Annotated in this window: 14 protein-coding genes and 7 pseudogenes; 10 read left to right on the forward strand and 11 right to left on the reverse strand. The window is 73.8% G+C overall.

Features of this window, described 5'->3' with window-relative positions:
• Window positions 1–17 precede the first annotated feature (17 nt).
• The 5 genes and pseudogenes from CCZ36_RS01665 to CCZ36_RS34660 all read right to left on the reverse strand — a co-directional run bounded on the left by CCZ36_RS01665 (window position 18) and on the right by CCZ36_RS34660 (window position 5,234).
• On the reverse strand, window positions 18–1,229 hold the full coding sequence (locus CCZ36_RS01665) for a JmjC domain-containing protein (RefSeq protein ID WP_069735235.1): 1,212 nt from the start codon (window positions 1,227–1,229) through the stop codon (window positions 18–20).
• Window positions 1,226–2,500 (reverse strand): hypothetical protein, encoded by a 1,275-nt coding sequence (locus CCZ36_RS01670; RefSeq protein ID WP_128816904.1) that lies wholly within the window; start codon window positions 2,498–2,500, stop codon window positions 1,226–1,228. The genes CCZ36_RS01665 and CCZ36_RS01670 overlap by 4 nt, the downstream gene beginning before the upstream one ends.
• Window positions 2,497–3,522, reverse strand: coding sequence for a DUF6624 domain-containing protein (locus tag CCZ36_RS35415; protein ID WP_237302572.1), 1,026 nt, complete (start codon window positions 3,520–3,522; stop codon window positions 2,497–2,499). Before CCZ36_RS35415 ends, CCZ36_RS01670 begins: the two co-directional genes overlap by 4 nt.
• 79 nt (window positions 3,523–3,601) lie before the next feature.
• Window positions 3,602–4,948: pseudogene (locus CCZ36_RS36635) on the reverse strand (hypothetical protein); the annotation flags it as partial.
• 118 nt (window positions 4,949–5,066) lie between these two features.
• Window positions 5,067–5,234 (reverse strand): hypothetical protein, encoded by a 168-nt coding sequence (locus tag CCZ36_RS34660; RefSeq protein ID WP_007449166.1) that lies wholly within the window; start codon window positions 5,232–5,234, stop codon window positions 5,067–5,069.
• A gap of 281 nt (window positions 5,235–5,515) precedes the next feature.
• Between CCZ36_RS34660 and CCZ36_RS01680 the strand changes: the two are divergent.
• Window positions 5,516–7,527: pseudogene (locus CCZ36_RS01680) on the forward strand (neutral/alkaline ceramidase).
• 33 nt (window positions 7,528–7,560) lie between these two features.
• On the opposite strand, the gene CCZ36_RS01685 reads toward CCZ36_RS01680, so the two are convergent.
• The 4 genes and pseudogenes from CCZ36_RS01685 to CCZ36_RS01700 form a co-directional block, all read right to left on the reverse strand.
• On the reverse strand, window positions 7,561–8,043 hold the full coding sequence (locus CCZ36_RS01685; RefSeq protein WP_128816905.1) for an NUDIX hydrolase: 483 nt from the start codon (window positions 8,041–8,043) through the stop codon (window positions 7,561–7,563).
• 30 nt (window positions 8,044–8,073) lie between these two features.
• A complete protein-coding gene (lnt, locus tag CCZ36_RS01690) occupies window positions 8,074–9,666 on the reverse strand; it encodes an apolipoprotein N-acyltransferase (protein WP_128819382.1) in 1,593 nt (530 codons plus the stop codon).
• A 227-nt stretch (window positions 9,667–9,893) separates the two neighbouring features.
• Window positions 9,894–10,456, reverse strand: a pseudogene (locus CCZ36_RS01695) (hypothetical protein).
• Window positions 10,457–10,607: 151 nt separating this feature from the next.
• Window positions 10,608–11,393 carry a glutamate racemase gene (locus tag CCZ36_RS01700; RefSeq protein WP_128816906.1) on the reverse strand — a complete coding sequence of 262 codons (786 nt, stop codon included), beginning with the start codon at window positions 11,391–11,393 and terminating at the stop codon, window positions 10,608–10,610.
• A 58-nt stretch (window positions 11,394–11,451) separates the two neighbouring features.
• Between CCZ36_RS01700 and CCZ36_RS01705 the strand changes: the two are divergent.
• A pseudogene (locus CCZ36_RS01705) lies at window positions 11,452–12,630 on the forward strand (glycosyltransferase).
• A gap of 43 nt (window positions 12,631–12,673) precedes the next feature.
• Here the strand turns inward: CCZ36_RS01705 and CCZ36_RS01710 are convergent.
• On the reverse strand, window positions 12,674–13,984 hold the full coding sequence (locus CCZ36_RS01710; RefSeq protein ID WP_128816907.1) for a TerD family protein: 1,311 nt from the start codon (window positions 13,982–13,984) through the stop codon (window positions 12,674–12,676).
• 258 nt (window positions 13,985–14,242) lie between these two features.
• Here CCZ36_RS01710 and CCZ36_RS01715 point away from each other — a divergent pair, with 258 nt between their 5' ends.
• From CCZ36_RS01715 to CCZ36_RS01725, 3 genes are all read left to right on the forward strand, one after another.
• Complete coding sequence (locus CCZ36_RS01715) at window positions 14,243–14,728, forward strand: DUF6643 family protein (protein WP_069742040.1); 486 nt, start codon at window positions 14,243–14,245, stop codon at window positions 14,726–14,728.
• Between the two features lie 162 nt (window positions 14,729–14,890).
• The gene (locus CCZ36_RS01720; RefSeq protein ID WP_128816908.1) at window positions 14,891–15,511 is read left to right on the forward strand and encodes an Rv1733c family protein; all 621 of its coding nucleotides are present in this window, start codon (window positions 14,891–14,893) and stop codon (window positions 15,509–15,511) included.
• Window positions 15,512–15,678: 167 nt separating this feature from the next.
• Window positions 15,679–18,105, forward strand: coding sequence for a right-handed parallel beta-helix repeat-containing protein (locus tag CCZ36_RS01725; protein WP_128816909.1), 2,427 nt, complete (start codon window positions 15,679–15,681; stop codon window positions 18,103–18,105).
• On the opposite strand, the pseudogene CCZ36_RS01730 reads toward CCZ36_RS01725, so the two are convergent.
• Window positions 18,075–20,202 (reverse strand): annotated as a pseudogene (locus CCZ36_RS01730) (hypothetical protein). The gene CCZ36_RS01725 and the pseudogene CCZ36_RS01730 overlap by 31 nt on opposite strands.
• Before the next feature lie 548 nt (window positions 20,203–20,750).
• Between CCZ36_RS01730 and CCZ36_RS01735 the strand changes: the two are divergent.
• The 5 genes and pseudogenes from CCZ36_RS01735 (at window position 20,751) to CCZ36_RS01755 (ending at window position 26,516) form a co-directional block, all read left to right on the forward strand.
• Window positions 20,751–21,592, forward strand: a pseudogene (locus CCZ36_RS01735) (DeoR/GlpR family DNA-binding transcription regulator).
• A gap of 97 nt (window positions 21,593–21,689) precedes the next feature.
• Window positions 21,690–22,142: an SRPBCC family protein gene (locus CCZ36_RS01740; protein ID WP_069735248.1), complete on the forward strand. Its 453-nt coding sequence runs from the start codon at window positions 21,690–21,692 to the stop codon at window positions 22,140–22,142.
• Between the two features lie 97 nt (window positions 22,143–22,239).
• Window positions 22,240–24,254, forward strand: a pseudogene (locus CCZ36_RS01745) (hypothetical protein).
• A gap of 121 nt (window positions 24,255–24,375) precedes the next feature.
• A complete protein-coding gene (locus CCZ36_RS01750) occupies window positions 24,376–25,965 on the forward strand; it encodes an SDR family oxidoreductase (protein WP_069740297.1) in 1,590 nt (529 codons plus the stop codon).
• A gap of 71 nt (window positions 25,966–26,036) precedes the next feature.
• Window positions 26,037–26,516, forward strand: coding sequence for an SRPBCC family protein (locus tag CCZ36_RS01755; protein WP_069740292.1), 480 nt, complete (start codon window positions 26,037–26,039; stop codon window positions 26,514–26,516).
• Window positions 26,517–26,521 lie beyond the last annotated feature (5 nt).

Raw genomic sequence — 26,521 nt, forward strand, 5'->3', positions numbered from 1 at the left:
GCTCCCGGGGCGAACGGTCAGTGGGTGTCGACGCGGGTGACGGCACGGAAGCTCTCCAGTTCCTCCAGCAGGCGGCGGACCTCCGCGCGGCCGGTCACGGGCAGTTCACCGACCCGTACCGCCTCCCCGGCGTCCAGCCGGCGCAGCACCGCGACTGCTTCGGCGGTGGTCGCGCCGGAAGTGACATGGCCGCCGGTGGCCCAGCGGCGGGGGCTCTCGCCGGGCGCGGGCAGCAGCGGGGCGCAGCCGCGTACGGGCGTGTCGTCGTCCAGGGGGCGTGGCTCGGCGGGCGGTTCGGTCGGCCAGAAGCCGCCCGCCGTCCTGACCCGCAGGGCGAGTTCGGTGGCCCGGTCGGTGAACCGGCCCTCGTCCAGGCGGGTCGCGAAGGCGTCCACGGCGTCGGCGAGGGCCGTGGGCAGTTCGGCGGCGAGCCGGCCGCCCGGGGCGGCGTCCGGGGTGAACAGCGGTGCGGACGCGGTGGGCCGGGTGCCCCGGAACAGGTCCTTGATCTCGTAGTAGGGCCGGTGCTCGCGGCGCGGGATACCCACGTTGACGCTGGTCGCCGGGGCGTCCCCGGTGCTCTCCCCCACGTGGTAGTAGCGCGAGGGCCAGTAGAGCAGGTCGCCCGGTTCGACCTCGGCGACGAACGAGGACGCGAGGTAGGGCTGGTAGTCCAGCACCGTGTGCACCGGGTCCGACCACGGCCTCTCGGCCCAGAACCGCATCCGCTTCGTGCCGCGTACGCAGAACATGAAGGTGGCGAAGCGGTCCTGGTGCACGCCGACCGGGCTGTGCTCGTAGGACCCGTGGAACATCGTGGAGCCCGCGCTGTGCGTGGGCTGGCCGACTCGTTCCCACAGCCCGGCGTAGAACCGCTGCGCGCGGTCCCACAGCGGATGGGAGAAGGAGTGGAAGCGGTGGACGACGAGGGCGTAGCGCCGGCCGCCCAGCCGGTCGGCCATGCGCTGTTCGTAGCCGTCGAACGATCCGTCGGACGGCTCGGGCAGATAGTCGTGGGGCCGGGTCTGCTGCCGTCGTCGCACGAGGAACTGGAGGTTGCCCGGTACGGCGAGCGGGTGCGGCGGGCGGCTGCCGAGCACGGCGGCCCGGAACACCTCGGGTTCGGCGAACGGTACGGCGTCGACGGCCTTGTACAGCACGGGCCGCCGGTCCCAGAACCGCTCGGTGAAGGTGTCCCAGTCGAAGGACTTCTCGACGGTCAGCGTCATCGTGTCCCCTCCTCGGCCAGGTCGATGCCGCGTAGCCGGTACAGCTTGTCGAGCAGCGCGAGCACCGTCGCCGCGTTCCGGTCGTCGTCGCCCGCGGTCAGCGCGCGGCAGACCTCGTCGGCCCCGGTCTCCTCGCCGTCGCCGAGTGCGGCGTACACCCGGTCGGCAGCCGCTCGCGGCAGGGTGAAGACGTTCCCCTCCACCGCCCAGACCTCGTGGGCGGGCCCGTCGGGCATCCGGACGATCTCGCCGGTGCGGCGGAAGCGGGTGGCCCGGGTGATGGTGACGCCCTCGCGGGGCACCGGGATCGGTTCGAGTCCGGCGGCGGAGCGCAGCGCGGCCCAGCGGATCCGCAGGGTCCTGCGCAGGTGCTCGCCGTCCACGACCTCGCGCAGATCGTCGCCGAGGCCGGTCAGCCGGGGCAGCACCCCGTCCGGGTCGTCGATGCCGGTCCCGGGGCCGAAGGGGAAGTACGGCACGGTCTCGTCGTTGCCCTGCCCGGCGTGCACCAGGGCGGCGAGCAGATCCCGCAGGGCGGTGAACGGCAGGCTCCGGTCGACGGGGATCCGCAGGCGGAGGGCGACGCACCGGTCCCGGTAGGTGTCCACGTGCCGTTGGTCGCCGGGCCAGTACAGCAGCTCCCCGGCCCCGGCGCTCAGGGTGCGCGCCCCGGGCACCGCCCGGTCCGGTTCGGCGATGTCCGCGGGCGGCGGCCCGCCGCGCTCGTCCCACAGCCGTACGTCCATCCGGCCGCGCAGCACCCAGGTCAGCGCCGCGTGGGTCGGGGCCTCGGTCGCGCCGACGTGCTGGGTGAACCGGTCACCGGTCAGCACCTCGGCGACGACGGGGAGGTTGGGCCAGCCGACCTGCCGCCACAGCCCGCTGACCGTGTCCCGTACGGCGGACCACAGCGCGTGGTCCAGGAGGAGCGGCTGACGCACGGTGAGCAGGTAGCCCTGGCGCCCGCTGTCGGAGTCGAGCCGGTCGAGGTAGGCGTCCAGGCTCGGATCGGTGGTGTCCGGCAGGAGGGCGCCGGGGGCGCGCAGCCAGCCGTCGCCGACGAGGAACCGGACGTCGGGCATCACCCAGAACCGGGTTCCGGCGCGGAAGGGTGCGCACGAGGCGACGTTCAGGGGGTGGACCGCGTCGAGGCCGAACGGTGGCCGGGCGGGCAGCCGGACGGGCCTCCGGTCCCAGTAGCGCTGCCCGAACAGCTTCCAGTCGACGCCGTCCTGCGGCGTCCGCCGTGTCTCGGGGGCGAGGGTGCTCATGTCGCTTCCCTTCCGGCCGGGGTCCGCGGGGCGTTCCCGAGGGGGAATCGCCGCCGGATCCGGTCCGTGTGATCGGCCAGGGGTTCCATGCCCAGCGCGGCGCGCCGCCGGTCGACCTGCTCCGGCTCCTCGATCGGCCAGGGCACCAGCTCGCCCGCGACAGGCTCGAACTTGGTCCCGTAGACCTGCGGAAGACCTTCACTGACGCGCAACTCGTCGGTGAGATAGGCGACTTCACGCCACGGCAGATCGCGGCGTTCAGCCGCGTCCCGCATCAGCTCCAGGCAGCGGCGGCGGAAGTCGAGGTGCTCCCTGGCATGTTGTACGAGGCGGCTCGCGGCGGCGGCCGCCTCGGCGCCGACGAGGGCGTGTCCCGGCCATCCGTGGTCGGCCACGACCGTGGTGAGCCAGGCGATTCCGGCGTCGGTCAGTTCCCGCAGCCTGCGTTCGGCGCTCTCGTCGCGCATGCCGCCGTCGGCCCACGGCATCCGGATCGTGCCGTCGAGCCGGTCCAGCCGTAGCAGTCTGCGCCGGATCTCCCCGGCGGACGCGGGCTCGACGGGGGCCTCGGGCGCGTCGATCGGGTCGACGCCCAGCCGTACCTTCTCCCGGTCCCAGACGTAGGTGATCCGCCGTCCGGCCTCCGGCCAGTCGAAGGAGACCTGCCCCTCGGAGGGGCTCTGCAGATGCAGCCGCACGCCGAGCGCGGTGTCCGTGACGACGTGGTCGGGCACATCGTCGAAGACGTGCTCGGCGGCGTCCCGCAGGGCCACGCCGAGGCCGGCGAGGGTGAGGTTCTCCCCCTGCAGCAGCGGGGGCAGCGGCGGCCAGCCGCCCTCGGGTTCCGGCCGGGCCGCGACCCGGGACGTGCCGAACGGTCCGGGCGGGGGTTCGACGCTCAGGACCGGGCCGCCCTCCAGCGAGCGGACGAAGTAGGGCACGTCCATGCGCCGCAGCTGCTCGGTCTCGGGCCGGTCGAAGCGGATGCCGGGTTCGGCGGGTCGGGGTGCGGCCCGCGCCACCGGACAGCCAGCGGGGCACGAGCGCGTCGAAGTACCGGAACGTGGGCTGGCGCAGGACCCTGACGTAGTGGCCGGCGGTGGCGGTCGCCAGGTGGTCCCGGATGGCGGGCCGTTGCCGGCACATGAGGGTCCAGGCGTCGAACATGCCGCGCAGCATGGCAGGGAGGTAGGGTCCGTAGCCGGTCCGCCCGTCGGTGTCGGCGACGACGTTCCTGGTCTCGTCCCGGGCGAAGGAGGCCTGGCGGCGGTGCAGGCTCAGCGCGCCCGTCGGCCGCGGGGTCCAGACGACCGGCGGGCCCTCGGCGCTGCACCATCGGGCGGTGCGTTCCAGGCCGACGTGGTGCTGGTCGATCTCGGCGGTCGCGTCGTGCAGGAGGCCGGTGTCGTAGAGGCGCGGGACCCGGCAGAAGTAGATCTCCAGGTCGATCGGGTGGAGCAGCGGCTCCGGGTCTCCGGGCCTGCTCCCGGTGACCACGTTGCCTCCGATCATGTCGGTGATCCCGAAGGCGAACATGGCGGCGGTCAGCGAGCCTGCCCGGTGCCAGAACCGCCCCGACTCCTGAGGGGTCAGCCGGGTGCCGGTCAGTTCCCACGGGCCCGAGGTGCGGATCGGCCCCCACTGGGCGGGCGGTTCGATCCACTCCTGCCAGAGGTAGCCGGGCTCGGCCCCGGGCCAGCAGGACAGCACGGGCAGCCGGATCTCCCCGGAGGCCGCGGGCGCCTGGTTGAGCAGGTGGAACAGTGAGGCCGGCGGTGCGGTCGGGTCGGGTCCGGCGGCCCTGGTGAACAGCAGCTCGCCGGAGGCCGGACGGGGCTTGTAGGCGATCCGGCCGCCGCCCGCGCAGTCGAGGCGCAGCACGCGCTGGCGTCCGTTGTGGGTCTCCTCGCCGTGGGTCCAGAGTCCGACGACCGGGCCCCGGAACGCCGGTTCATCGGGCCAGCAGGCGTCCATGTCCCGCAGCAACCGGTCGAGGAAGAGCGTCAGGAATTCCTCGCAGCGTACCGCCCACTCGGCCACCCGGTCCCGGGCGTGGTGCGTCCTCCCGGCGGCGCAGGCGACAAATGCCTCGGATACCACGGGCCCGAATATGTCGGCGTTCGTGATGTCGAGTATTTCGGGAGAGACAACGGTCGAATAGGCCTGCCGGGAATGGGCGCACCAGCCGTCGAGCCGCTCCCACAGATCCAGCAGCGGCGCGAACCGCGGGTCGCGGACGGCGTGTTCGATCATCCGCGCGTCGCTCTCGCCACCGAGCAGCCGGTCGACCGCGACGGTTCCCTCGGGGCCCGCGGCGACCACGGGCGGGAACATTCCGCCGACCTCGCCCTTGCGGACGGCGTCGACCATCCGCCTTGCCACGGAAGGCAGTTGGGAAGACACCTCCCGGTCAGCACCCTCTACGGAGGCACCATCGGGGGCGCACATCTCCCAGAGCGCCCGGGCGTCCAGGGGGGAATCCGGCACAGCAGCCTCCGACTCGTCACCGGTGGACGGACGGCGCGACCGGGTGGCGCCGGACCGGGCCGGCGCCACCCGCCACGCATCAACAGCAGTAGACGCCCGCGCACGTACCACAGGCGGTGCCGCTGCCCGAGTTCGTCGGAGAAGCGAGCGGCGGAATTTCCTGTTCCAGATCGCCGATCACCAGATCGAATACCTCATCGGCGTTCCGGTCCGTTCCGCTCTGGACCTTTTCCTCAACTGCCTGCATGAATATCCTCCTCCCGTACTGGCCAATTGAACCGCCACTCAGTAGAACAATGCGGCATGCTCATGTCAACGAGGCGCATGCGGGCGCACTGTGGACGCGGGAGCTCTACTGACCGGTAGACATCTATGCGACGCAGGTCACACTGCTCTACGGTCGGGGCACTGCCCCGGCCCCCCCGCGTCGGTGAGCCGCCGACCGGGCCCCGGCATCCCGTCTCCCGCCCCAGGAGGTTCCATGCCACCCCCACCGTCCGCCGCTCCCGACGCCGGCTGCCCGTCGCGCTGCTCGCCGCCGCCCTCGGAGCGGTCACCCTCGGCGCCCCCTCCCCGCGTCCGCGTCGGACACCGCCGAGGAGGCGGGCTACCTCGTCGGGCGCGGCATCGCCGATGTCACGGGCGAGGCCGCCGAGACGGGGATGATGGGCTACTCCAGCTTCGACCAGAAGACCTCCGGCATCCACCAGCGGCAGCGGTCGCGCGCCTTCGTCGTCGTCGACCGGGCGAGCGGCAAGCGCGTGGTGTACGTCAACGCGGACCTGGCGATGATCTTCCAGTCCGTCCGGCAGGGCGTCATGGCGCAGTTGAAGGAGCGTTACGGCAGCCTGTACGGCGAGGAGAACGTCCTGCTCTCCGCCACCCACACCCACTCGGGGCCCGGCGGGTACTCCCACAACGTCGCCTACAACCTCTCCGTGCTCGGCTTCCAGAAGGAGACCTACCGGGCGATCGTCAACGGCATCACCGACTCCGTGGCCGAGGCGCACGAGGACCTGAAGCCCGGCACGATGAGCCTGGGCACGGGGACCCTGACCAACGCCAGCGTCAACCGCTCGCGGGAGGCGTTCGACCGCAATCCGGCCGCCGACCGGGCCGCCTTCCCCGACGGGATCGACCCGGCGATGACCGTGCTGCGGTTCAAGCAGGGCGACCAGGACGCGGGCGCGATCAGCTGGTTCGCCACCCACAACACCTCGATCACCAACAAGAACACGCTGATCAGCCCCGACAACAAGGGCTATGCCTCCTACGCCTGGGAGCACGACCACGAGGGCGTCCGCTATCTCGACGACACCCCGGGGTTCGTCGCGGCCTTCCCCAACACCAACGCCGGGGACATGTCCCCCAACCTCAATCTGAAGCCCGGTTCCGGGCCCACGGAGGACGAGTTCGAGAACGCGCGCGTCATCGGTGAGCGGCAGCTCGACAAGGCCCGGGAGATCTACGACGACGCGACGCCCGTCGCCGGAGGGGTCGACTCCCGGCTCGCCTACGTCGACATGGAGAACGTGACCGTACGACCGGAGTACACGCCGGACGGCGAGGAGCACCGCACCTGCCCCGCCGTCGTGGGCGCCTCCACGCTCGCGGGCAGTGTCGAGGACGGTCCGGCCATCCCCCTCTTCGAGGAGGGCATGCGCACCCCGATCGCCCCCATCCTCGAAGCGCTGCGCGTCGACACCCCGTCCTGGCTCGCGAGCTGCCAGTACCCGAAGGCGAGCCTGGTCCCCACGGGCCTGCTGAGCAACGTCCACCCGGTCACCCCGAAGCGGCTCCCCCTCCAGATCATGAAGATCGGCGAGCTGCACCTGGTGGCCGCCCCGGGCGAGTTCACCATCGCCTCCGGCCTCCGCGTACGCCGCACGGTGGCCGAGCGGCTGGGCGTGCCGCTGGACCGCGTCCTGCTCCAGGGGTACGCCAACGCCTACAGCCAGTACGTCACGACGCCGGAGGAGTACGACACCCAGAACTACGAGGGCGGCTCCACGCTGTACGGCCGCTACACCCTGCCCGCCTACCAGCAGGAGTACGCCCGGATCGCGGAGTCCCTGCGCGCGGGCACGGCCCTGGACCGGGGCACGACGCCGGCGGACGAGTCGGGGCGGCAATTCACCTTCCAGACGGGGGTCGTGTACGACAACCCGCCGTCGGGCAAGGCGTTCGGCGCGGTCCTGAAAGCCCCGGAGGGTTCGTACGCGCGCGGCTCCACCGCCACCGTCGAGTTCGCCACCGGCCACCCGAAGAACAACGTCCGCCGGGGCTCCACCTTCCTGGAGGTCCAGCGGCTGGAGAACGGCACCTGGAAGCGGGTCCTGGACGACGGTGACTGGGAGACGGCCTACCGCTGGACCCGGCTCAACGCTCTGACCGGCACCTCGAAGGCCACGGTCACCTGGAGGATCGCGGCGGACACCGCACCCGGCACCTACCGGATCCTGCACCACGGGGACGCGAAGAACCTGTTCGGGAAGATCACGCCGTTCACCGGGGCGACCGGGACCTTCACCGTGGAGTAGAGACGACGGGAAGCCTCACCCTCCGGGAGAGGTTCAGGTCGTGCTCGGGGTGGGCTGGAACCAGGCGGGGCCCTCGGTGAGTGCCTGCTTGATCCGGAACAGGGCGAACTCGCCGAGCGGCGGGAGCCCGTCCAGCGGGAACCAGCCCACCTCCAGCGACTCGTCGTCGTTGACCCGCGCCTCGCCGCCGGTCGCCCGGCAGCGGAAGGTGATGTCGAGATACTGGCAGCGGTCGCCGTTGGCGTACTGCACGGGATCCAGCGCCTGGGCGAGCACCAGCCGCTCGGCGACACAGTGCACGCCGGTCTCCTCCAGCACCTCGCGCTCCGCCGTCGCCGCCGGCTCCTCCCCCGGCTCGGAGATCCCTCCGACGATCGCCCACTTCCCCGTGTCCGCGCGCCGGCCGAGCAGCACGCGGCCCTCGTCGTCGAGGACGACGGCCGTCACTCCGGGCAGCAGAAGCAGCTGGTGCCCGGCAGTGGCGCGGATGTCACGGATGAAGTCGGGAGTAGCCATGGATCCGAGCCTACGTGGCCGGATCCGGTGCTACTTCCCGGCGCCCCTCGCCCTGCGTGCCCGGACCGCCGAGACGCCCACCCAGCCCAGGCCCGCCAGGGCCAGCAGGGCGATGACGCCCTCGGGCAGGGGGCCCATCCTGGTGGCCGGGGTGAGGGAGGAGCGCAGCGGGACCTCGTCGACGAGGGCGGCGGGGGTGAACATCCCGCTCTTCTCCACGATCGTGCCGTCGGGCCGGATCACCGCGCTGACCCCGCTGGTGACGGGGACGACGACGGCCCGGCCGTGCTCGACGGCCCGCACCTGGGACATGGCCAGCTGCTGGTAGGTCATCTCGCTGCGCCCGAAGGTGGCGTTGTTGCTCGGCACGGCGATCATCTGCCCGCCGTGCTTGACCGTGTCGCGTACGGCGTCGTCGAAGGCGGCCTCGTAACAGGTCACGAGCCCCACCTTCGTCCCCGCGAGGTCGAAGACGCCCACCTCGGTGCCGGGGACGAACTCGCGCTGCACCCGGTCGACGTCCTCGCTGAAGAAGCGGGCGACCGTGCGCATCGGTATGTACTCGCCGAACGGCTGGATGTGGCGCTTGTCGTAAGTGTCCACGGGGCCCCGGTCGGGGTCCCACTCGATCAGCGTGTTGCGGAGGCTGTCGGAGCCCTTCTCGACCACCGAGCCGACGACGGTCGGGGCGCCGATCGCCCTGACCGCGTCGTCGATGACCTGGCGGGCGTCGGTGTTGAGGTAGGGATCGAGGTCGGAGGAGTTCTCCGGCCACAGAACGAAGTCGGGCTGCTTCTCCTTGCCCGCCTTCACCTCCTCGGCCAGCTGGGCGGTACGCCGGGCGTGGTTGTCGAGGACGGCGCGGCGCTGGGCGTTGAAGTCGAGGCCGAGGCGCGGCACATTGCCCTGGATCGCGGCGACTGTGGCGGTGCCGTTCTCCGCCGAGTCGTCGACCAGGGGCAGGGCTGCGAGGGCCCCTGCGATCGGTACGAGGACGCTCGCGGCGGCCCCTGCGACGGCGGCGCGGGGAACCTTCCCGGTGGACCGGTACGCCCTGATCCGGCGCACCGCCTCGTAGAGGCCGAAGCCGCACAGCACGACGGCGAAGGAGAGCAGCGGGGTGCCGCCGAGCGCGGCGAGCGGCAGGAAGGCGCTCTCGGACTGGCCGAAGGCGATCTTGCCCCAGGGGAAGCCGCCGAACGGGATCCGGGCCCGGACCGCCTCGTCCAGCGTCCAGACCGCGGCCGCCCACACGGGCCAGTACGCGAGGCGGGTCACCGCGGCGATGCCCAGGCACCCCACGGCGATGAAGAGCCCCTCCGCGGCGGCCAGGGCCAGCCACGGCACCGGCCCGACGTCCTCGCCGGTCCAGTGCAGCAGCGGCAGCATGAAGCCGAGGCCCGACAGGAGGCCGAGGCCGAACGCGGCCCGCAGCCGTCGCCCGTGCAGCACCCAGCCGAGCAGCGCGAACCCGGGCAGCACGAGCCACCACACGGTCCGGGGCGGGAAGCTGGCGTAGAGCAGGAGCCCGGACAGCACGGCGGCGGCCGGGCGGAGGAGCCGCCGCGGCAGCCCGGCGGCCCGGGGGGCCGCCGGGGGCGGCGCATCGTCGACGGGGGTCATGGTGGCGCTCACCCGCCGGAGTCTACGGGGGGCGGCTGTGTGCGGCGGCGTTGACCTGCGCGGGGCCGGGGCCCGGGCGGCTTGCGAACGGCTCGCCGCCGGGGCGGCACGGTCACCGGCGGCTTCGGGGCGGACCGCCGGTGGGACGGCGCGGCATCCGGCGGGGTGCCTGGCGCCGGGTCTGCCCGGCCGCCGCCGGACGGGACGCCGGCGACGGGGCCGTCCGGTCAGTCGCCGGGCCGTTTGCCGGGGGACGGCAGGTGCAGGCGTTGCCGGATGAACCGTACGGCCGCCTCCGCGTCGTCGACCGTGACGGTGAAGGTACGGCCGTCACCGAGGCGCAGGGCCATGCCCTCGCCCTTGCGGACCACCACCGCGGTGCCTTGTTCGGGGCGCCAGCGGTAGCCCCAGCCGCCCCACTCGCGCGGATTGATCCGGGGACGAACTCCGCGCCCGTGACATGGCTGAGCAGGATCCGGCGACGGGGCAGTCCGGCGTGGCCGCAGCGCACCTCGAGGCTGTCCCCGTCGACCCTGACGGCCACATGGACGAAGGCGAGCGTGCCGAAGAGCATCAGCAGTCCGGCGGCGAGGCAGCCGATCACGGACATGAGCAGCGGGGCGATGCCCGAGGTCCAGGCTCCGTCGACGGCGAGCTCGATACCGAGCGCCACGCATCCCGCGCCCGCGAGGGCCAGCAGCCACTGGAGCCGGTTGGTGGCGCGGCCGTTCCACTCCGTGGGCGGCGCCTGGCTCGACCCGTGCCTCACACTCTCGGGGTGGTCGGTCATATTCAGCAGCGTAGCCGTGTTCCGGTCTTCCGGCCGGGGCCGCGGGGCCGATCGGGCTAGGGTCTGTCCGACCGGTTCCCGTCGTCGCCCGCAGGGCGGCCGGCGGGCCATATCTCAGACAGGCCCCAGGGGTTGTCGTTTGGCCGTACGGTCAGCGGACGGGTGCTCCGGCGGACAGGATCCGGCCTTCCGCATAGGTCAGGGCGGCGTCCGGGAGGGCGGCTACGCGGCCCGCCCGCAGCACGGTGAGCGCGCCGGAGGGTGCGGCCGTCGGGGCGGGTTCCGCGCCGATCCGGCGCAGCGCCTGGGCGGCGACCGCCCCGGCGGAGGCGTGCAGGGCGAGCGGCGGGCGGCCGGGGCGCTGCACGGCGTCGCGGATCCGGGTCGCGACGAGCTCGTAGTGGGTGCAGCCGAGGACGACGGCTCGCACGTCGGACGGGGTGCGGGCGGCGGCCGCCGCGACGGCCCGGTCGATCGCCGCCTCGTCGCCGTGCTCCACGGCGTCGGCGAGGCCGGGGCACGGGACCTCGGTGACCTCGGCGGAGCCGCCGAATTCCGCGATCAGTCCGCGCTGGTAGGGGCTGCCGGTGGTGGCGGGGGTGGCCCAGATGGCGACGGAGCCGCCGCCCGCGGCGGCGGGCTTGATCGCGGGGACCGTGCCGATGACCGGAAGGGCGGGCTCCAGCTCGGCGCGGATCGCCGGCAGGGCGTGGACCGAGGCCGTGTTGCAGGCGATGATCAGCGCGTCGGGGCGCTGGGCCGCGGCGGCGCGGGCGACGTCCAGGGCCAACGCGGTCAGGTCCTCGGGGGTGCGGGGTCCCCAGGGCATCGAGCCGGGGTCGGAGGAGAGCACCAGCTCGGCGTCGGGCCGCAGGCGGCGCACGGCGGCCGCTGCCGCCAGCAGGCCGATTCCGGAGTCCATGAGCGCGATCTTCACCCGGTCACCCTAGCCGACAGCCCTTGCGAACCGGGCTCAGTGGGGCAGACTTCGGCGGATGAGCGCCGTTGCCTGGATCGCCGTGGGTTCGCTGATCGCGTGGGGGTGGCTGCTGCTGGGGCAGGGCTTCTACTGGCGGACGGACCAGCGGCTCCCCCGGCGGGGCGACCCGGCGCGCTGGCCGTCGGTGGCGGTGGTGGTGCCGGCCCGCGACGAGGCGGCGATGCTGCCGGTGAGCCTGCCGTCGCTGCTGGTCCAGGACTATCCGGGGGAGGCCCGGATCATCCTCGTCGACGACTGCAGCAGCGACGGCACCGGGCCGCTGGCCCGCGACCTGGCCGCCCGGTACGGCGGTCTCCCGCTGACCGTGGTGACGCCCGGGGAGCCCGAGCGGGGCTGGACGGGCAAGCTGTGGCCCTGCGGCACGGGATCGCGGTGGCCCGGCGGGACAAGCCGGACTTCCTGCTGCTGACCGACGCGGACATCGCACACGAGCCGGACAGCCTGCGCGATCTGGTGGCAGCGGCCGGTCCCGGCGGCCCGGACGGCTTCGACCTGGTGTCGCAGATGGCGCGGCTGCGGGTGGAGAGCGTCTGGGAGCGCCTGGTGGTGCCCGCGTTCGTCTATTTCTTCGGGCAGCTCTACCCGTTCCGCCGGGTCAACAGCGCCCGGTCGCGGACGGCCGCGGCGGCGGGCGGCTGTGTCCTGCTGCGTACGGAGGCCGCCGAGCGGGCGCGGATCCCCGAGTCGATCCGGCAGGCGGTGATCGACGACGTGTCGCTGGCACGGGAGGTGCGGCGCAGCGGCGGCCGGATCTGGCTGGGGCTGGCGGAGCGGGTGGACAGTGTGCGGCCGTATCCACGGCTGGCGGACCTGTGGCGGATGGTCGCGCGCAGCGCGTACGCCCAGTTGCGGCACAGTCCGCTGCTGCTGGCGGGGACGGTCCGGGGCTGCTGCTCGTCTATGTGGCGCCGCCCGTGACGCTGGTGGCGGGTGTGTCGACGGGTGACGCGGTGGCGGCCTGGGCGGCGGCGCGGCCTGGGCGGTCATGACGGCGACGTATCTGCCGATGCTGGCGTACTACCGGCAGTCGCCGTGGCTGGGCCCGCTGTTGCCGCTGACGGCGGTGCTGTACCTGCTGATGACGGTGGACTCGGCGGTGCAGCACTACCGGGGGCGGGGCGCGGCCTGGAAGGGCCGTACCTATGCGCGCCCGGAGGCCGCGCCCGACCGGTGACGCCGCCGGGATGCGGGCGGCGGGTCCGGGCGGGCGCGGGTCGTCACTTGCGGCCGGGCGTCCAGTTCATGCCCCAGCCGTAGGCGGCGTCGATGGTGCGCTGAGGGCTGATCCCCCGGTCCGGGACGAGGTAGCGGGCCTCGCGCTGGACGATGAGGTCGCCGCCGTTGTTGGTGATCAGGGCCAGGGCGCAGACGGTGGAGGGCACGGTGCACTCGTCGAGGGAGAAGTCGATGGGCGCGCCGTTCTGCGGCTGGAGGGTGACCGTGGCATGGAGATCGGCGAAACTCCGGGCGCCCTCATAGATAGTGACGAAGATCAGTACCCGCCGCAGCAGGTTCTTGTGGTCGAGGTTGATGGTCATGTTCTCGCCGGTGGAGACCGCGCCGGTGCGGTCGTCACCGTCGAGATGGATAAAGGGCGGCTGATTCAGAGAACCGAACGCGTTTCCGAGAGCCTGTACAACTCCCTTGCGCCCGTCGGTGAGTTCGTAGAGCGCGCAGAGATCAAGATCGAGGTCGGCGTGCATGGCGACGGCCCGGCCGAGTTTCGCCCCCCAGCCTTTGAACTGTTTGCGCACTTCCCAGTTGAGGTTGACGCGCAGCGCGCCGGAGGTGCCGCCCTGCTTGGCGAGCGAGACGGACGGGGCGCTCTTCGTCAGCGTGATCTTGGTCAGCCGGACGGGCGCCGGGGCCGGCGGGACGGGAGCAGCCGGGGCCGGGGCGGGAGCGACCGGAGCAGGGGCGGGGGCAGCGGGCCGGGGCTGCGGAGGGGCGGGAGGGGCGGCCGGGACCTGCGGTGCCGCCGGGGCCTGCTGCGGTTCGTCCACGGAGATGCCGAAGTCCGTCGCCAGGCCTTCGAGGCCGGTGCCGTAGCCCTGCCCGACCGCGCGGAACTTCCAGGCGCCCTGGCGCAGATACAGCTCGCCGAGGATGAACGCGGTCTCGACCGTGGCGTCCGTGCTGTCGAAGCGGGCCAGCTCCACGCCGCTCGCCGCGTCCGTGACCCGTACGTGGAGCCCGCTCACCCGGCCGAAGGTCCCGCCGTCGGCCGATGCCGCCACGACGACGCGCTCGATCCCGGGCTCGATCTTCCCGAAGTCGACGAGGAGGGTGTCGGTGACCCCGTCGGGGGCAGTCCGCTTGCCCTCGTGCCGGACCGCTCCGGACGCGTGGGCCGGCTGGTTGTAGAAGACGAAGTCCGCGTCACCGCGGACCTTGCCCGCCACCAGCAGGAGGGCGGAGGCGTCGACGTCCGGAGCGCCGGGGGCGGCGTGCCACCCCAATTCGACGCGCACGGCGCCGGCAGGCACCGGAACGTTGGCCCCTTTTTGCATGATCATGCTCGCCCCCATCACGTGTCCGGCTGCCTTCAGCCATTTCCCCGACAACCTAATCCCGGCCCGTCCGAGCGCGCCCAGCCGACCCAGCCCCCTCCCGGCGATCTGCCGGTAACCCCCCGTGAACTCGGCCTTTACACGATCAGTAGACGTCAGTGCGCCCTTTTTTTGCCAAGTTCGCTCGCATTGGGGATCGTCGTTCACTCACATCGCGGAAAACAACCCTCTTATCGGGCTCCCCTTACAGCACATCGTGGGCTTAACTTAGGTGGCATGACGTCCCCCCGCTCCACCTTCGGCGGCGGCTACTACGCCGCGTCGTTCCCCGACACTCCGATCTACGACTCCTTGGTCGCGGAGCGGGGAACCCCGCAGATCGCTCCCATCCGTGTGCCGGCCGCGTACGACACCGGCAACAGCTATCTGCCGGCCCTGCCGTCGGCGCTGCCGGCCCTGCCCGCGGCCCCGTCGCAGCAGACCGGCTCCTACGGCTACCCGCAGCAGCAGCCGATGCCGCAGTACCAGCAGGCTCCGGCACAGCAGGCGCCGATGCAGCCCGCCCAGCTGCAGCACGCGCCCGCGCCGTACATCCCGCAGCAGCCCTCGGCGGTCCGCGGCTATCCGCAGCAGCCCCAGCCGCAGCGCCCCGCGTCCGCCACCGGGTACGAGTCGATGCGTCCGGCCTCGCCGCGCCCCGTACCGGCCCAGTCGCCGTACGAGGACCCGTACAACCGGCCGTACCAGAGCCAGGGGTACTGAACCGCACCACTCGGTACGGGCAAGGTGCGCCGGGGACGCATCGGGCAACCTCTGACGGCTGGACGCGGTCATGGCTACCGAGGCCGGGCTCGGCATCTCGACGACTGTCGCACCGCGGCCCGTCAGGGCCTGCCGCGGGACAATCGATCGAGGGGGCACGGGGTGCGGGAGTCGTGGGGACTGCTGTGGGATCTGCTGCGCGGGCGGGACAATCCGCTGTGCCGCGCCACCGACCGCCGCGAGGCCCGGGTGGCGCTCGGAGCGCTGCTGATCCTCTTGGTCGGGGCCCCGGCCGCGGGCTGGGCCGGCGGTTCCATCGCCCATGACGCCCTCCAGCGATCGGTCCGCGCCCAGCACCAGGAGCGCCACCCCGTCGACGCGGTCGTGGTGGGCCGGGCGCCGGGGCGCGAGCGGTACGTGGGTGACCCCGAGGGCGGCTCCGAACGGGCCGCGCACATCTGGGTGGTGGCGTCCTGGCAGGCCCCGGACGGCAGCCCGCGCACCGGGGAGGTGGCCACCGCGTCGGGGCCCGGCGCCCCGGGGTCCCCGCTGCAAATCTGGACGGACGCGGCCGGTCTCCCGGTCCCCCCGCCGATGGACGGGCACGCCGCCCGCGCCCATGCGGTGCTGGCCGGCATCGGTACGTTCCTGCTCGCCGCCGGATGCGTCGAGGCGGGCCGCAGGGTGATCGTCGGGCACATGGTGCGGCAGCGGTACGCGCGTCTCGACCGCGAGTGGGCCGCGGCCGGCGCGGACTGGGGCAGGGCCGGAACGGGCGGCTGACCACGCTCTCCGCCGGCCGGACGCGGCTGGCTGCGACATCGGCCCGCGGGGCCGACTCGTCAACTCCCGGCTCCCACGCGCGCTACGGTGGTCCGACCCCGTCCGCCTCCCCGGCGACGGACGGGCCCGAGGCAGCGCACAGCACGAGGTGGGGGCACAGCAACGCCATGGCACAGGGCACGGTCCAGGTGACGCACACCGGCACATCGCGATGGCGCCGCCGCACCGGCGAGTACGCCTCCCTCTCCGCGGCCCTGGAGGCGGCGGCCGAGGGCGACGTCCTCACCGTCGCGCCCGGGACCTACCGGGAGAACCTCGTCGTCCCCCGCGCGGTGACCCTGCGCGGCCCCGAGGGGGCGGCCGGCTCCGTGCGGATCGCGCCGCTCGACGGCGTACCGCTGACCGTGCGCGCCTCCGCGGTCGTCCAGGGCCTGCATATCGAGGGCCAGGACTCGGCGGCCCCGGCGCTGCTGGTCGAGGACGGTACGGCGGAGCTGACGGATCTGCGGATCGTGACCCGGTCCGCCGCCGGCATCGAGGTGCGCGGCGCGGCCCGGCCCACCGTGCGGCGCTGCACGGTCGACAATCCGGCCGGGGTCGGCATCGCCGTACTGGACGGCGCGGGCGGGGTGTTCGAGGAGTGCGAGATCGTCTCCGCGGGCCAGTCCGGGGTGTCGGTCCGCGACGGCGCGCATCCACGCCTGGACCGCTGCCGGATCCACCACGCGTCCGGGGCGGGCATCGCCGTCACCGGCGACGGCAGCGGTCTCGAGGCGTTCGGGTGCGAGGTGTACGAGATCAAGGGCAGCGGCATCCAGGTCACCGCCCGGGCCTCGGCCCACCTCACCGACTGCACCGTGCACCGCACGTCGGCGGACGGCGTCACGCTGGACACCGACGCGGTGCTGACGCTCGCCGACTGCGACATCCACGACATCCCGGAGAACGCCGTCGACCTGCGGTCGCGTTCGGTGCTCACCCTGACCCGCTCCACCGTCCGCCGGTTCGGCCGCAACGGGCTCTCGGTCTGGGACCCGGGGACCCGGGTCGACGCCAACCAGTGCGAGATCCACGACAGTACGGGCGACTATCCGGCGGTCTGGGTCAGTGACGGCGCGACGGTGATACTGGACGCCTGCCGGGTGCACGACGTGCCCGACGCGCTGTTCGTCCTCGACCGGGGTTCGCGCGCCGATGTGGTGGACAGCGACCTCTCCCAGATCCGTAACACCGCCGTGTCGGTGAGCGACGGGGCGACCGCGCAGCTGGACGACTGCCGGATCCGGGAGGCGTCCACGGGCGCCTGGTTCCGCGACCACGGGAGCGGCGGCACGCTGAACAACTGCACCATCGACGCGGCGCAGACCGGGGTCATCGTCACCAAGGGCGCGGACCCCACCATCGAGCGCTGCACGGTCACCTCGCCCGCCGAAGCCGGGTTCTACGTCTCGGCCGAGGGCCGGGGCACCTTCGACGGCTGCCGGGTGACGGGCAGCGACGGGTACGGCTTCCATGTCATGGAGGGCTGCCGCACGACCCTGACCCGGTGCCGTACCGAGCGGTGCGCGCGGGGCGGTTACGAATTCCCCGAGGGGGACGGCGGTTCCACGGCCGGGCCGATGGCCCGGGACTGCACGAGCGACGAGAGCGGTCTGCGGACGGCTCCGGCCCCGCCTCCCCCGGTTCTGACGGCCACGCAGTCGACGCCGGGGCTGCTGGGCGCTCTGCCCGGGCAGCGCGCGGTCGAGCCCGCCCCCGAGCCGGCCGCCCCGGTGGAGCCGGCCCGGGACTCCTCGGCGGTCCTCGGTGAGCTGGACGCGCTGGTGGGCCTGGAGAGCGTCAAGCGGGAGGTGCGGGCGCTCACGGACATGATCGAGGTGGGCCGGCGCCGCGCGGAGGCCGGTCTCAAGGCGGCGTCCGTCCGCCGCCACCTCGTCTTCACCGGCTCCCCCGGTACGGGCAAGACCACGGTCGCCCGGCTGTACGGGGAGATCCTGGCCTCGCTCGGCGTGCTGGAGCGCGGTCATCTGGTCGAGGTGTCCCGGGTCGACCTGGTCGGCGAGCACATCGGCTCCACCGCGATCCGCACCCAGGAGGCGTTCGACCGGGCACGCGGCGGGGTGCTGTTCGTCGACGAGGCGTACGCCCTCTCCCCCGAGGACTCCGGCCGGGACTTCGGGCGGGAGGCCATCGACACGCTGGTGAAGCTGATGGAGGACCACCGGGACGCGGTGGTCGTGATCGTCGCGGGCTACACCCTGGAGATGGAGCGGTTCCTCACCGTCAACCCCGGGGTGGCCTCGCGGTTCTCCCGGACCATCACCTTCCAGGACTACGTTCCCGAGGAGCTGCTGCGGATCGTCGAGCAGCAGGCCGAGGAGCATGAGTACAGCCTGGCGGCGGGGACCGGGGAGGCGCTCCTGAAGCACTTCGCGGCGCTTCCCAAGGGCCCCGCCTTCGGCAACGGCCGCACCGCCCGCCAGACCTTCGAGTCGATGGTGGAGCGGCACGCGGGCCGGGTCGCCCAGCTCGCCGAGCCGAGCACGGACGACCTGACCCTGCTCTACCCGGAGGACCTCCCCGAGCTCTTCTGAAGGGTGTCCCCGCCGTCCGTCTGCCGGGGCAGCCGTGGTCCGAGCTCTTCGAGGAGGGCGGCCCGTTCCTTCGCGAAGACCGGGTCGGCCTGGTAGTCGGAGTGGCCGAGAATCGGTTCGGGCAGCGGGAGCGCGGTGGTACGCCCGTACGCCAGCGGATCCTTCAGCGGCCCCCGGTCGACATCGGGGTCGGGGTCGGCGGTAAGCCGCACGGCCCCGCCGATCGGGTCGGTGGCCCGGAAGAGGTTGCGCCAGCAGTGCACCGAACGGTTCAACCCGAGCAGGGGTACGGCTCCGAAGTAGGCCGGGAACCAGCGCCCGTACAGCCGCTCGATCGGGGAGCCGTAGGTGAGCAGCCCGACCCGGCGGCGGGCCGTGTCGGGGAGCTGCCAGACCGCGGCGGCCGCGAGGACGCTGCCCTGCGAGTGGCCCGAGATGATGAGCCGGCCCTTGGTCGTCGCCGTCCACGCGCACATCCTCGACGCCAGGTCGGGGACGGCGCGCTCGGCGTAGCAGGGGGCGCGAAGGGGTGGGCGGCGCGCGGCCAGAAGGTGCCCACGTCCCAGAGGATGCCGATGGTGCGCCGGGCGGAGGCGTCCCGGTAGGCGCGGCGCCCGCCCGCGACGAACAGGATGAAGCCGAAGCCGATGAGCCAGGAGCCCGTCGACTGGGCGGCCTCGGCGAGGGATTCGACGGGGGCCGCGGCCCCGTCCGTCGCGAGGCCGGGCACCTCGCCGCTGGCCCAGGAGCCCGCGACGGCCGCCGCGCCGAGGAGCAGGGTGGCGGCGGAGACCACCCCGACGATCCAGGGGGCCGAGTCGGTGAGGGCCGCCGTGGCGCGGATGCGGGCGATCCGCCGGGTGCGGGCGCGGTCGGGCGGCTCGGGGGCGTACTCCGCCTCGATGTCCGGGCCCATGCGGCGGGCCCGGCGGGCGGTGCGGACGACGAGGAAGACGACCGGGACGAGCAGCAGGAGCAGGAGTACGGGGATGACGGAGGCCTGCCAGCTGAGCAGGACGGGCGGTCCCTCGATGATGGAGCCGCGCCCCGTGCCCGGGGTGCCGGGGCCGTCCAGCCAGTCGGCGACGCGCTGGGCCACGCCGCCGGTCATCACTCCGCCGAGCGCGCAGGCGAGCATGGCGACGGAAGGGCCGCCGAGACCGTACAGCGTCGTACGGGGTTCGGGGGTGCGCCGGTAGAGGCTGCGGGCGACCAGCGCCATGATCACGACGAGGAGGCCCTGGCCGAGGGCGAGGAGCCGGAAGGCGGTCTCGCCGGACAGGCTGCCGGAGGAGACCCACTCCGGACGTGACCAGCCGGCGTGCAGGACGGCGAGGCCGAGCAGCGTGAGCGCGGAGCCGGGCAGATAGGTGATGAGGGCGCCGTCGACGCGGGTGTCCCGGACGCTCTCGCTGCGGCCCCGGCGGCAGATGACCCAGACGGCCACCACCGCACAGAGCAGCAGGGCCCCTTCGATGACCAGGCCGAACACCGGCGGCACCGAGCTGCCGACCGTCCGGTCGTGGCGGGCCGCGGCGCCCATGACGAAGGCCGCGACGGTGAGGAAGCCGGCGGCGGTGTGCGCGGCGCGGAGCCGGGCGACGAGCCGGCGGCCGTACCAGAAGCCGGGCCTGCTGAGCGCGGGCGGCACCGGGCGCGCGGACTCCGGGTCGTCGGCGTTGTCCGGGGCGCCCGGCCCGTGGGCCTCCTCCATGCCGTCCGGGTCGCAGGCGTCGGCGTCCGTGGCGTCCAGCGGGCTCTGGGACTCGTAGGCGCTCCAGGTCCGGTTGGAGAGGTACCACAGCAGTCCCACCAGGGCGGCGGGCACGGTGGCGGCGAGCGCGAGCCGCCGTCCGGGCTGGGACCACCAGCCGCCCTGATGGGCCGACAGGAAGCCCAGCCAGGAACGGCGTTCGGAGCAGGCGGAGGTGCCCGCGCACTGCCAGGCCACCAGGTCCAGCGCCACCTCGCAGGCGGCCGCCGTGAGCAGCACGGTGAGGCTGAGCGCGACGAGCCGGACCAGCACCCGTACAGCCGGACGGCGCGGGTGCGGCCGGCGGCGGTGGGGCGCATCCAGTGGGCGAGGTTGACCACCATGAACGGCAGGAGCAGCAGCCACAGCGCGCGGGAGCTGTTGCCGGAGGTGAGCCCGGACCAGCAGTACGCCTCGGCGACGGGCTCGTCCCGGTAGCGCTCGGGGTGCTTCTCGCCGTGGGCGTCCTCGGTGCGCCGGTACACGGCGGCGGTCGTGTCCCCGGTGACCCGGACGGTACGCGGGTCGCCCAGCATCTCCTGCGGGGTGGCGCCGCCGACGCCGTGGACGAGCAGTTCCAGTGCGCTTCCGGTGTGCTCGGGGGGCGGGTGGCGGACGGGGCGGGGTGGCAGGAGCCAAGGGGGAACTCTTTCTCGGGCGAGCGGCACTGCGGGAAGCGGCACAGCGGGTACGGGTGCGGACGGGGCGGCGGACGGGCCGGGGCGGGGAAGCGGCGGGCCGCCCGGAGCCACGATCCCCGGTCCGGGGCGGCCGCGTGAGCGGTCTCACGGAATCTCCCCAGGTGGTACGCCGGACATGCCTGCGTGGCAGGATGAGCGTGGCCCGCAGACCGCTGCGGACGGTACGGCAGAGGGAAGGACCGGACCCGGCGTTGAGCGAGAATCAGAACCTGCTCGCGGAGCAGCGCCGTGCGCTGATCCTCGACGAGGTGCGCAGGCGCGGCGGGGTCCGGGTCAACGAGCTGACCCGGAGGCTGAACGTCTCCGACATGACGATCCGCCGGGATCTGGACGCACTGGCCCGCCAGGGCGTCATCGAGAAGGTCCACGGCGGTGCGGTCCCGGTCGTGGAGGCGAGTACGCACGAGCCCGGGTTCGAGGCGAAGTCGGCGCTGGAGCCGAGCGCCAAGGAGGACATCGCGCGGGCGGCGGCGGCGCTGGCGGTGCCCGGCAGCGCCATCGCGCTCTCGGCGGGACGACGACCTTCGCGCTGGCCCGGCATCTGCTGGACGTGCCGGATCTGACGGTGGTGACCAACTCGGTGCGGGTGGCCGACGTGTTCCACGACGCGCAGCGTCCGGCCACAGGGCGCGGCGCGCGCCCCGGGGCGGCGACGGTGGTGCTGACGGGCGGGGTGCGCACCCCCTCGGACTCGCTGGTCGGGCCGGTCGCGGACCGGGCCATCGACTCCCTCCACTTCGATGTGCTGTTCCTCGGCGTGCACGGGATCTCGGCGGAGGCGGGGCTCTCGACCCCCAATCTCGCGGAGGCGGAGACCAACCGCCGTTTCGTCCGGGCGGCGCGCCGGATCGTGGTGGTGGCCGACCACACCAAGTGGGGCACGGTGGGCCTGAGTTCCTTCGCCGCGCTGGAGGAGGTCGACACCTTGGTCACGGACGCGGGACTGGCTCCGGAGCTGCGCGCGGAGATCGAGGAGCATCTGCCGGGTCTGGTGGTGGCGGGCGAAGCCCGCGACGGGACCGACGACGCCTAGAAGACTGATGAAGATCTTGTCGAGCGGCTGTCCGACCGCGGCGCTGCGGATTCCGTTCCGCTCGGCGGGGCGGCGGTACACGCTCTAGGATCGCGGTGTGGCCGTCTTCCGGATCGAGCGTTTCTCCCCTCTCCCCGCAGCCGAGGCCTGGTGCCGGGTGACCGACTGGGAACGGCACGCCGCGCAGGTGCCGTTGACGTCGGTCTCGGTCCCGACGGGCCTGCCCTCGCGGCTCGGCACGGTCTTCGTGGCGCGTACGGGGCTGGGCCCGCTGGCGTTCGACGATCCGATGGAAGTGGTGCGGTGGACGCCGCCCGCCGGGGGCCGGGCCGGGGTGTGCCAACTGGAGAAGCGGGGCTCCGTGGTGCTGGGCCGGGCCTCGATCGACGTGCTGCCCACGGATTCCGGTTCTCATGTGGTGTGGGTCGAGGAGCTGCGGGTTCGGCTGGTGCCCCGGTGGGGTGACCCGCTACTCGCCTCCGCCGGGCGACGGATGTTCGGCAAGGTCCTGGACGCCCTGCTCGCCTCCCCCGGCGACGCGCACGGCTAGGGAGGGCACGCGCCGCGTACGGGTGATGTGACCGTCACACGATTGACTCGTTTGTCGGTATGACACCCCCGCCACGGCCCCGGAAGGCACCCATTTCATGCCGATCCACCAACCGCAGCAGCGGACCGACGTACGCACCGACCGCACGGGCGTGCAGCAGGCCGAGGCCGCCCTCGTGGAGCACTACCCGCGTCTCGTGCGGCTCGCCTATGTCGTCCTGCCGCCGGCCCTCGGCCGGCACCGCCGGGTCCTGACCGCTCACGCCGTCGTCCAGCGGGCCCTGCCGGCGGCCGGGAGCAAGGCGTCGAGCCCACGTGTGCCGGCCCAGTCCCGCCGGACCGGCGCTCCGGAGGGCGCGGAGGGCGCCTCGGCGGACCGTAACCCCCCGCACTCGGCGTACGGGTGGGTGCGGCAGCGGGTGCTGCGGGCGGCACTGGCCCACGAGCGGCGGCCCGGCTGGTGGCCCGGGCGGCTCCCGGCGCCGGCCGCGCTGCGTCCGGCCCTGCCGGTGGTGTGGGGGCTGCGGCTCTTCCCCGGGCGGGCGGCGTCGACGAACTGGCCCTGGACCGGGCGTTGTCGGCGGTGGACGGGCCGGTCCGGGCGGCGTTCGCGCTGCACCTGCTGGAGGGTCTGGACGAGTCCGGCGTCCGGGAGCTGCTGGCCGGGGCGGGGGCGGCGGATCCGGCGGGTGCGGTGCGCCGGGCGGCCCGGCTGGGGCGGCCGGACCGGGCCGGGGCGCAGGCGTTGCTCAGGTCCGGCGAGTTCGACCCGTGCACGGTCCAGACCCGGCCCAGCGATCTGCTGCGGCGTCGGCACCGGGTGCGGGCGGCGGCGGTGGCGGCGGTGCTGTGCGTGGTGGCGGGCGGCCTGGCGGCCGCCGTCGAGGAGGGGGCGCGGGGCGGGGGCGAGGACAGGGCTCCGGCGGGGGTGTTCGCGCCGGTGCTCGATCCGGCGGAGCTGATGCGGACGGCGGCGGAGCGGTGGGCGGACACCTCGCGCGTCGACTTCACCGCCTGGCCGGCCAGGGGTGAGCGCACGGACGACGGCGAGCTGTTGGGCCGGGCGCTGCGGGCCTGGGCGGGGCCGCCGGATTCGGCCCGGGTGTCCACGACGCCGGGGACGGTCACGGTGCCGCCCGCGCAGCCGCCCGGCTGCTGTTCGCGGGTGAGGTGGACGGGGCGGCGGTGGTGCTGTTCCACGACGGCGGGGTCCGGGTGGTGCGGTACGCGGAGCCGCTGTCCGGGTCCGGCGGGGGGCGCTCGACTTCGCCCGGACCGACGACGCGGACGTGACGACGGGTGCGGCGGTCGTCGTCAGCCGCACGGGGGACGGCGCGCGGTTCCTGCTCGCCCCCTGGATCGACGCGTCGGCCACCCGGGACCTGCTCGCGCCGGACACGCCCGCACAGCCGCTGGAGGTGGGCCCGGACGGGGTCACCGCCGTGGTGCCCCGGCCCGCCGCGGGCGGCGCGTGCGAGACGTGGCCGGTGCTCCGGTTGCGGTCCTCCGAGCGGATCGTGGAGAAGCACGCGTTCCTGGTGACGGATCTGGGCGATCTGACCCCTGTCCATCTGACGTACACCCCGAAGCCCGGGCGGGGTACGCCGGCCCGGCAGCCGCGTGAGGCGACGAGCACCGAGGCGCTGCTCGCCTGGGCCCGTACGGCGTGTTCCCTGCGGACCCTGGCGGGCTCCGGCGTACGGTCCGTCAACAACTGGGCCTTCGCCGAGCAGAAGCTCCCCGAGGGCCGCGCGTCGGCCGACTGGCTGTGCACCCGCGCCGACACCTGGCAAGGCCCGGGCCGGGTCCTCGTGCAGTTCCTCGCCCCCGCCGTCTCGCCCACGGAACCGGCCGCGGTGGTCGCCGGCCGCGACGACACGGCGCTGTGCAGCCGGTTCGGGCAGCACGTGCTCGCGGGCACGCACTGGAGGGCGGCCTCGGGCCGGTGGTACGTCCTGGCCGCGGGGAGCCGGGCGGTGACCCGTATCGAGGCGAGCGGGGCGGTGCGGGGCGCGGCGGGCGGGCCGACGTTCGCGGTGCGGGCGCCCGGGACGCCGACGTGGAGCTGACGGCGTCGCTGCGCGAGGGCGGGACGCTCACGGCGGTGCGCTGAGCCCGCGGGAGGGCCAGGTGTGGCGGCCCGGGCCGGGGGCGTCACCGTACCGATGGGTCCGATGCCGCTGTACGGAGTCCTCGACCGGCCCCCGGAGCCGTCCGCTGGCACACTCGGACAGGTGACGGATCTTGAGGAAGGCCCCGGCGGCAGCGCGGAACTCCCCGACGGACCGGCCCCGCGCTGTCTGGTGACCGGGGCCACCGGGTACATCGGCGGGCGGCTGGTGCCCGCGCTGCTGGACTCCGGGTACCGGGTGCGGGCCCTGGCGAGAACGCCGCAGAAGCTGCGCGACTACCCGTGGGCGGACCGGGTCGAGGTGGTGCGCGGCGATGTCACCGACGCCGGCTCCCTGGCCGAGGCGATGCGGGGCGTCGATGTGGCGTACTACCTGGTGCACGCGCTCGGCACCGGCTCGTCCTTCGAGGAGACCGACCGCAGGGCGGCCCGGACCTTCGGCGAGCAGGCGCGGGCGGCCGGGGTGCGCCGGATCGTGTACCTGGGCGGGCTGACCCCGGCCGGAGTGCCGGAGGAGGACCTGTCGCCGCATCTGCGTTCGCGGGCCGAGGTGGGGCACATCCTGCTGGACTCCGGGGTGCCGACGGCGGTGCTGCGCGCGGCGATCGTCATCGGCTCGGGTTCCGCCTCGTTCGAGATGCTGCGGTATCTGACGGAGCGGCTGCCGCTGATGATCACCCCGAGCTGGGTACGGACCCGGATCCAGCCGGTGGCCGTACGGGACGTGATCCGCTATCTGGTGGGATGCGCGGCGCTGCCGGCGGAGGTGAACCGGGCCTTCGACATCGGGGGCCCGGACGTCATGACGTACCGGGACATGATGCAGCGCTACGCGGCGGTGGCGGGGTTGCGGCGGCGGCTGATCCTGCCGGTGCCGGTGCTGACCCCGACGCTCTCCAGCCGCTGGGTCGGTCTGGTCACTCCGGTGCCCAGCTCCATCGCCCGGCCGCTCACGGAGTCGCTGCGCCACGAGGTGGTCTGCGCGGAGCACGACGTCAAGGAGTACGTCCCCGATCCGCCGGACGGGACCATCGGCTTCGACCGGGCGCTGCGGCTGGCCCTGAAGCGGATCCAGGAGGCGCGGGTCGACACCCGCTGGTCCAACGCCGCGGTGCCGGGCGCGCCGAGCGACCCGCTCCCCACCGACCCGGACTGGGCGGGCGGCAGCCTCTACCGCGACGAGCGGGAGATGGCCGTGCCGGTCGGGCCCGAGGCGCTGTGGCGGGTGATCGAGGGCATCGGCGGGGAGAACGGCTGGTACTCCTTCCCGCTGGCCTGGGCGGTACGGGGCTGGCTCGACCGGCTCGTCGGCGGGGTGGGGCTGCGGCGCGGCCGGCGGGACGCCCAGCATCTGCGAGTGGGCGACTCGCTGGACTTCTGGCGGGTGGAGGAGATCGTGCCGGGCGAACTGCTGCGGCTGCGGGCCGAGATGCGGGTGCCGGGGCTGGCCTGGCTGGAGCTGTCGGTGCGCCGCGACGAGCGGGGCCGGACGTTGTACGGGCAGCGCGCGCTGTTCCATCCGCGCGGCCTGTTCGGCCACGCGTACTGGTGGAGCGTGTGGCCGTTCCACTCAGTGGTGTTCGGCGGGATGGCGCGCAACATCGCCGAGGCGGCAGCGGCGGAGGAGAAGCGGCGCGGACCGGTGGCAGGCGGCGGTCGCGAAGCGGTGACCGGCAGTGGTACAGACAACTGACGGCCGGGCCGCTAGGGTGTGCGCTCCACAGACGCAACACCGCGACAGCACACCGCCGGGAGGTGCACGGGATGGCACGCCGACTCCGTACCGTGGGAAGGGATTTCACCGACTCGGCACCGATGCGGCTGGTGTTCGCCGCCGAGGTGTCCGCGCCCCCGGACGTGGTGTACCGCGCGCTCGCCGACGATGTCGCGTCCTGGCCGTCCTGGTTCACCGCCGTCACCCGGGCCACGCCCGTCGACGGGGGCGCGGGCCGGGAGGTGCGGTTGCGGGGCGGGGTCCGTTTCCGCGAGACGATCGTCGCCACCGACCCGGGTCACTGTTACGCCTACCGGGTCGACGAGACCAACGCACCTGGTCTGCGGGCCCTGCTGGAGGAGTGGCGGCTCACCCCGGAGGGGTCGGGGACCCGGGTGCAGTGGACCTTCGCCGCCGACGGGACGGGGCTGTTCCGCCTGGTGCTGAGCCTGGGCCGGGCCGGGGTGGGCCGGTCCTTCCGGGACGCTGTGCGCCGCCTGGACACCCGGCTGGCGACGACGACGCCCTGAGCGGT

The sequence above is a fragment of the Streptomyces sp. S063 genome (genome assembly GCF_002832675.1).
GTDB lineage: Bacteria > Actinomycetota > Actinomycetes > Streptomycetales > Streptomycetaceae > Streptomyces > Streptomyces sindenensis.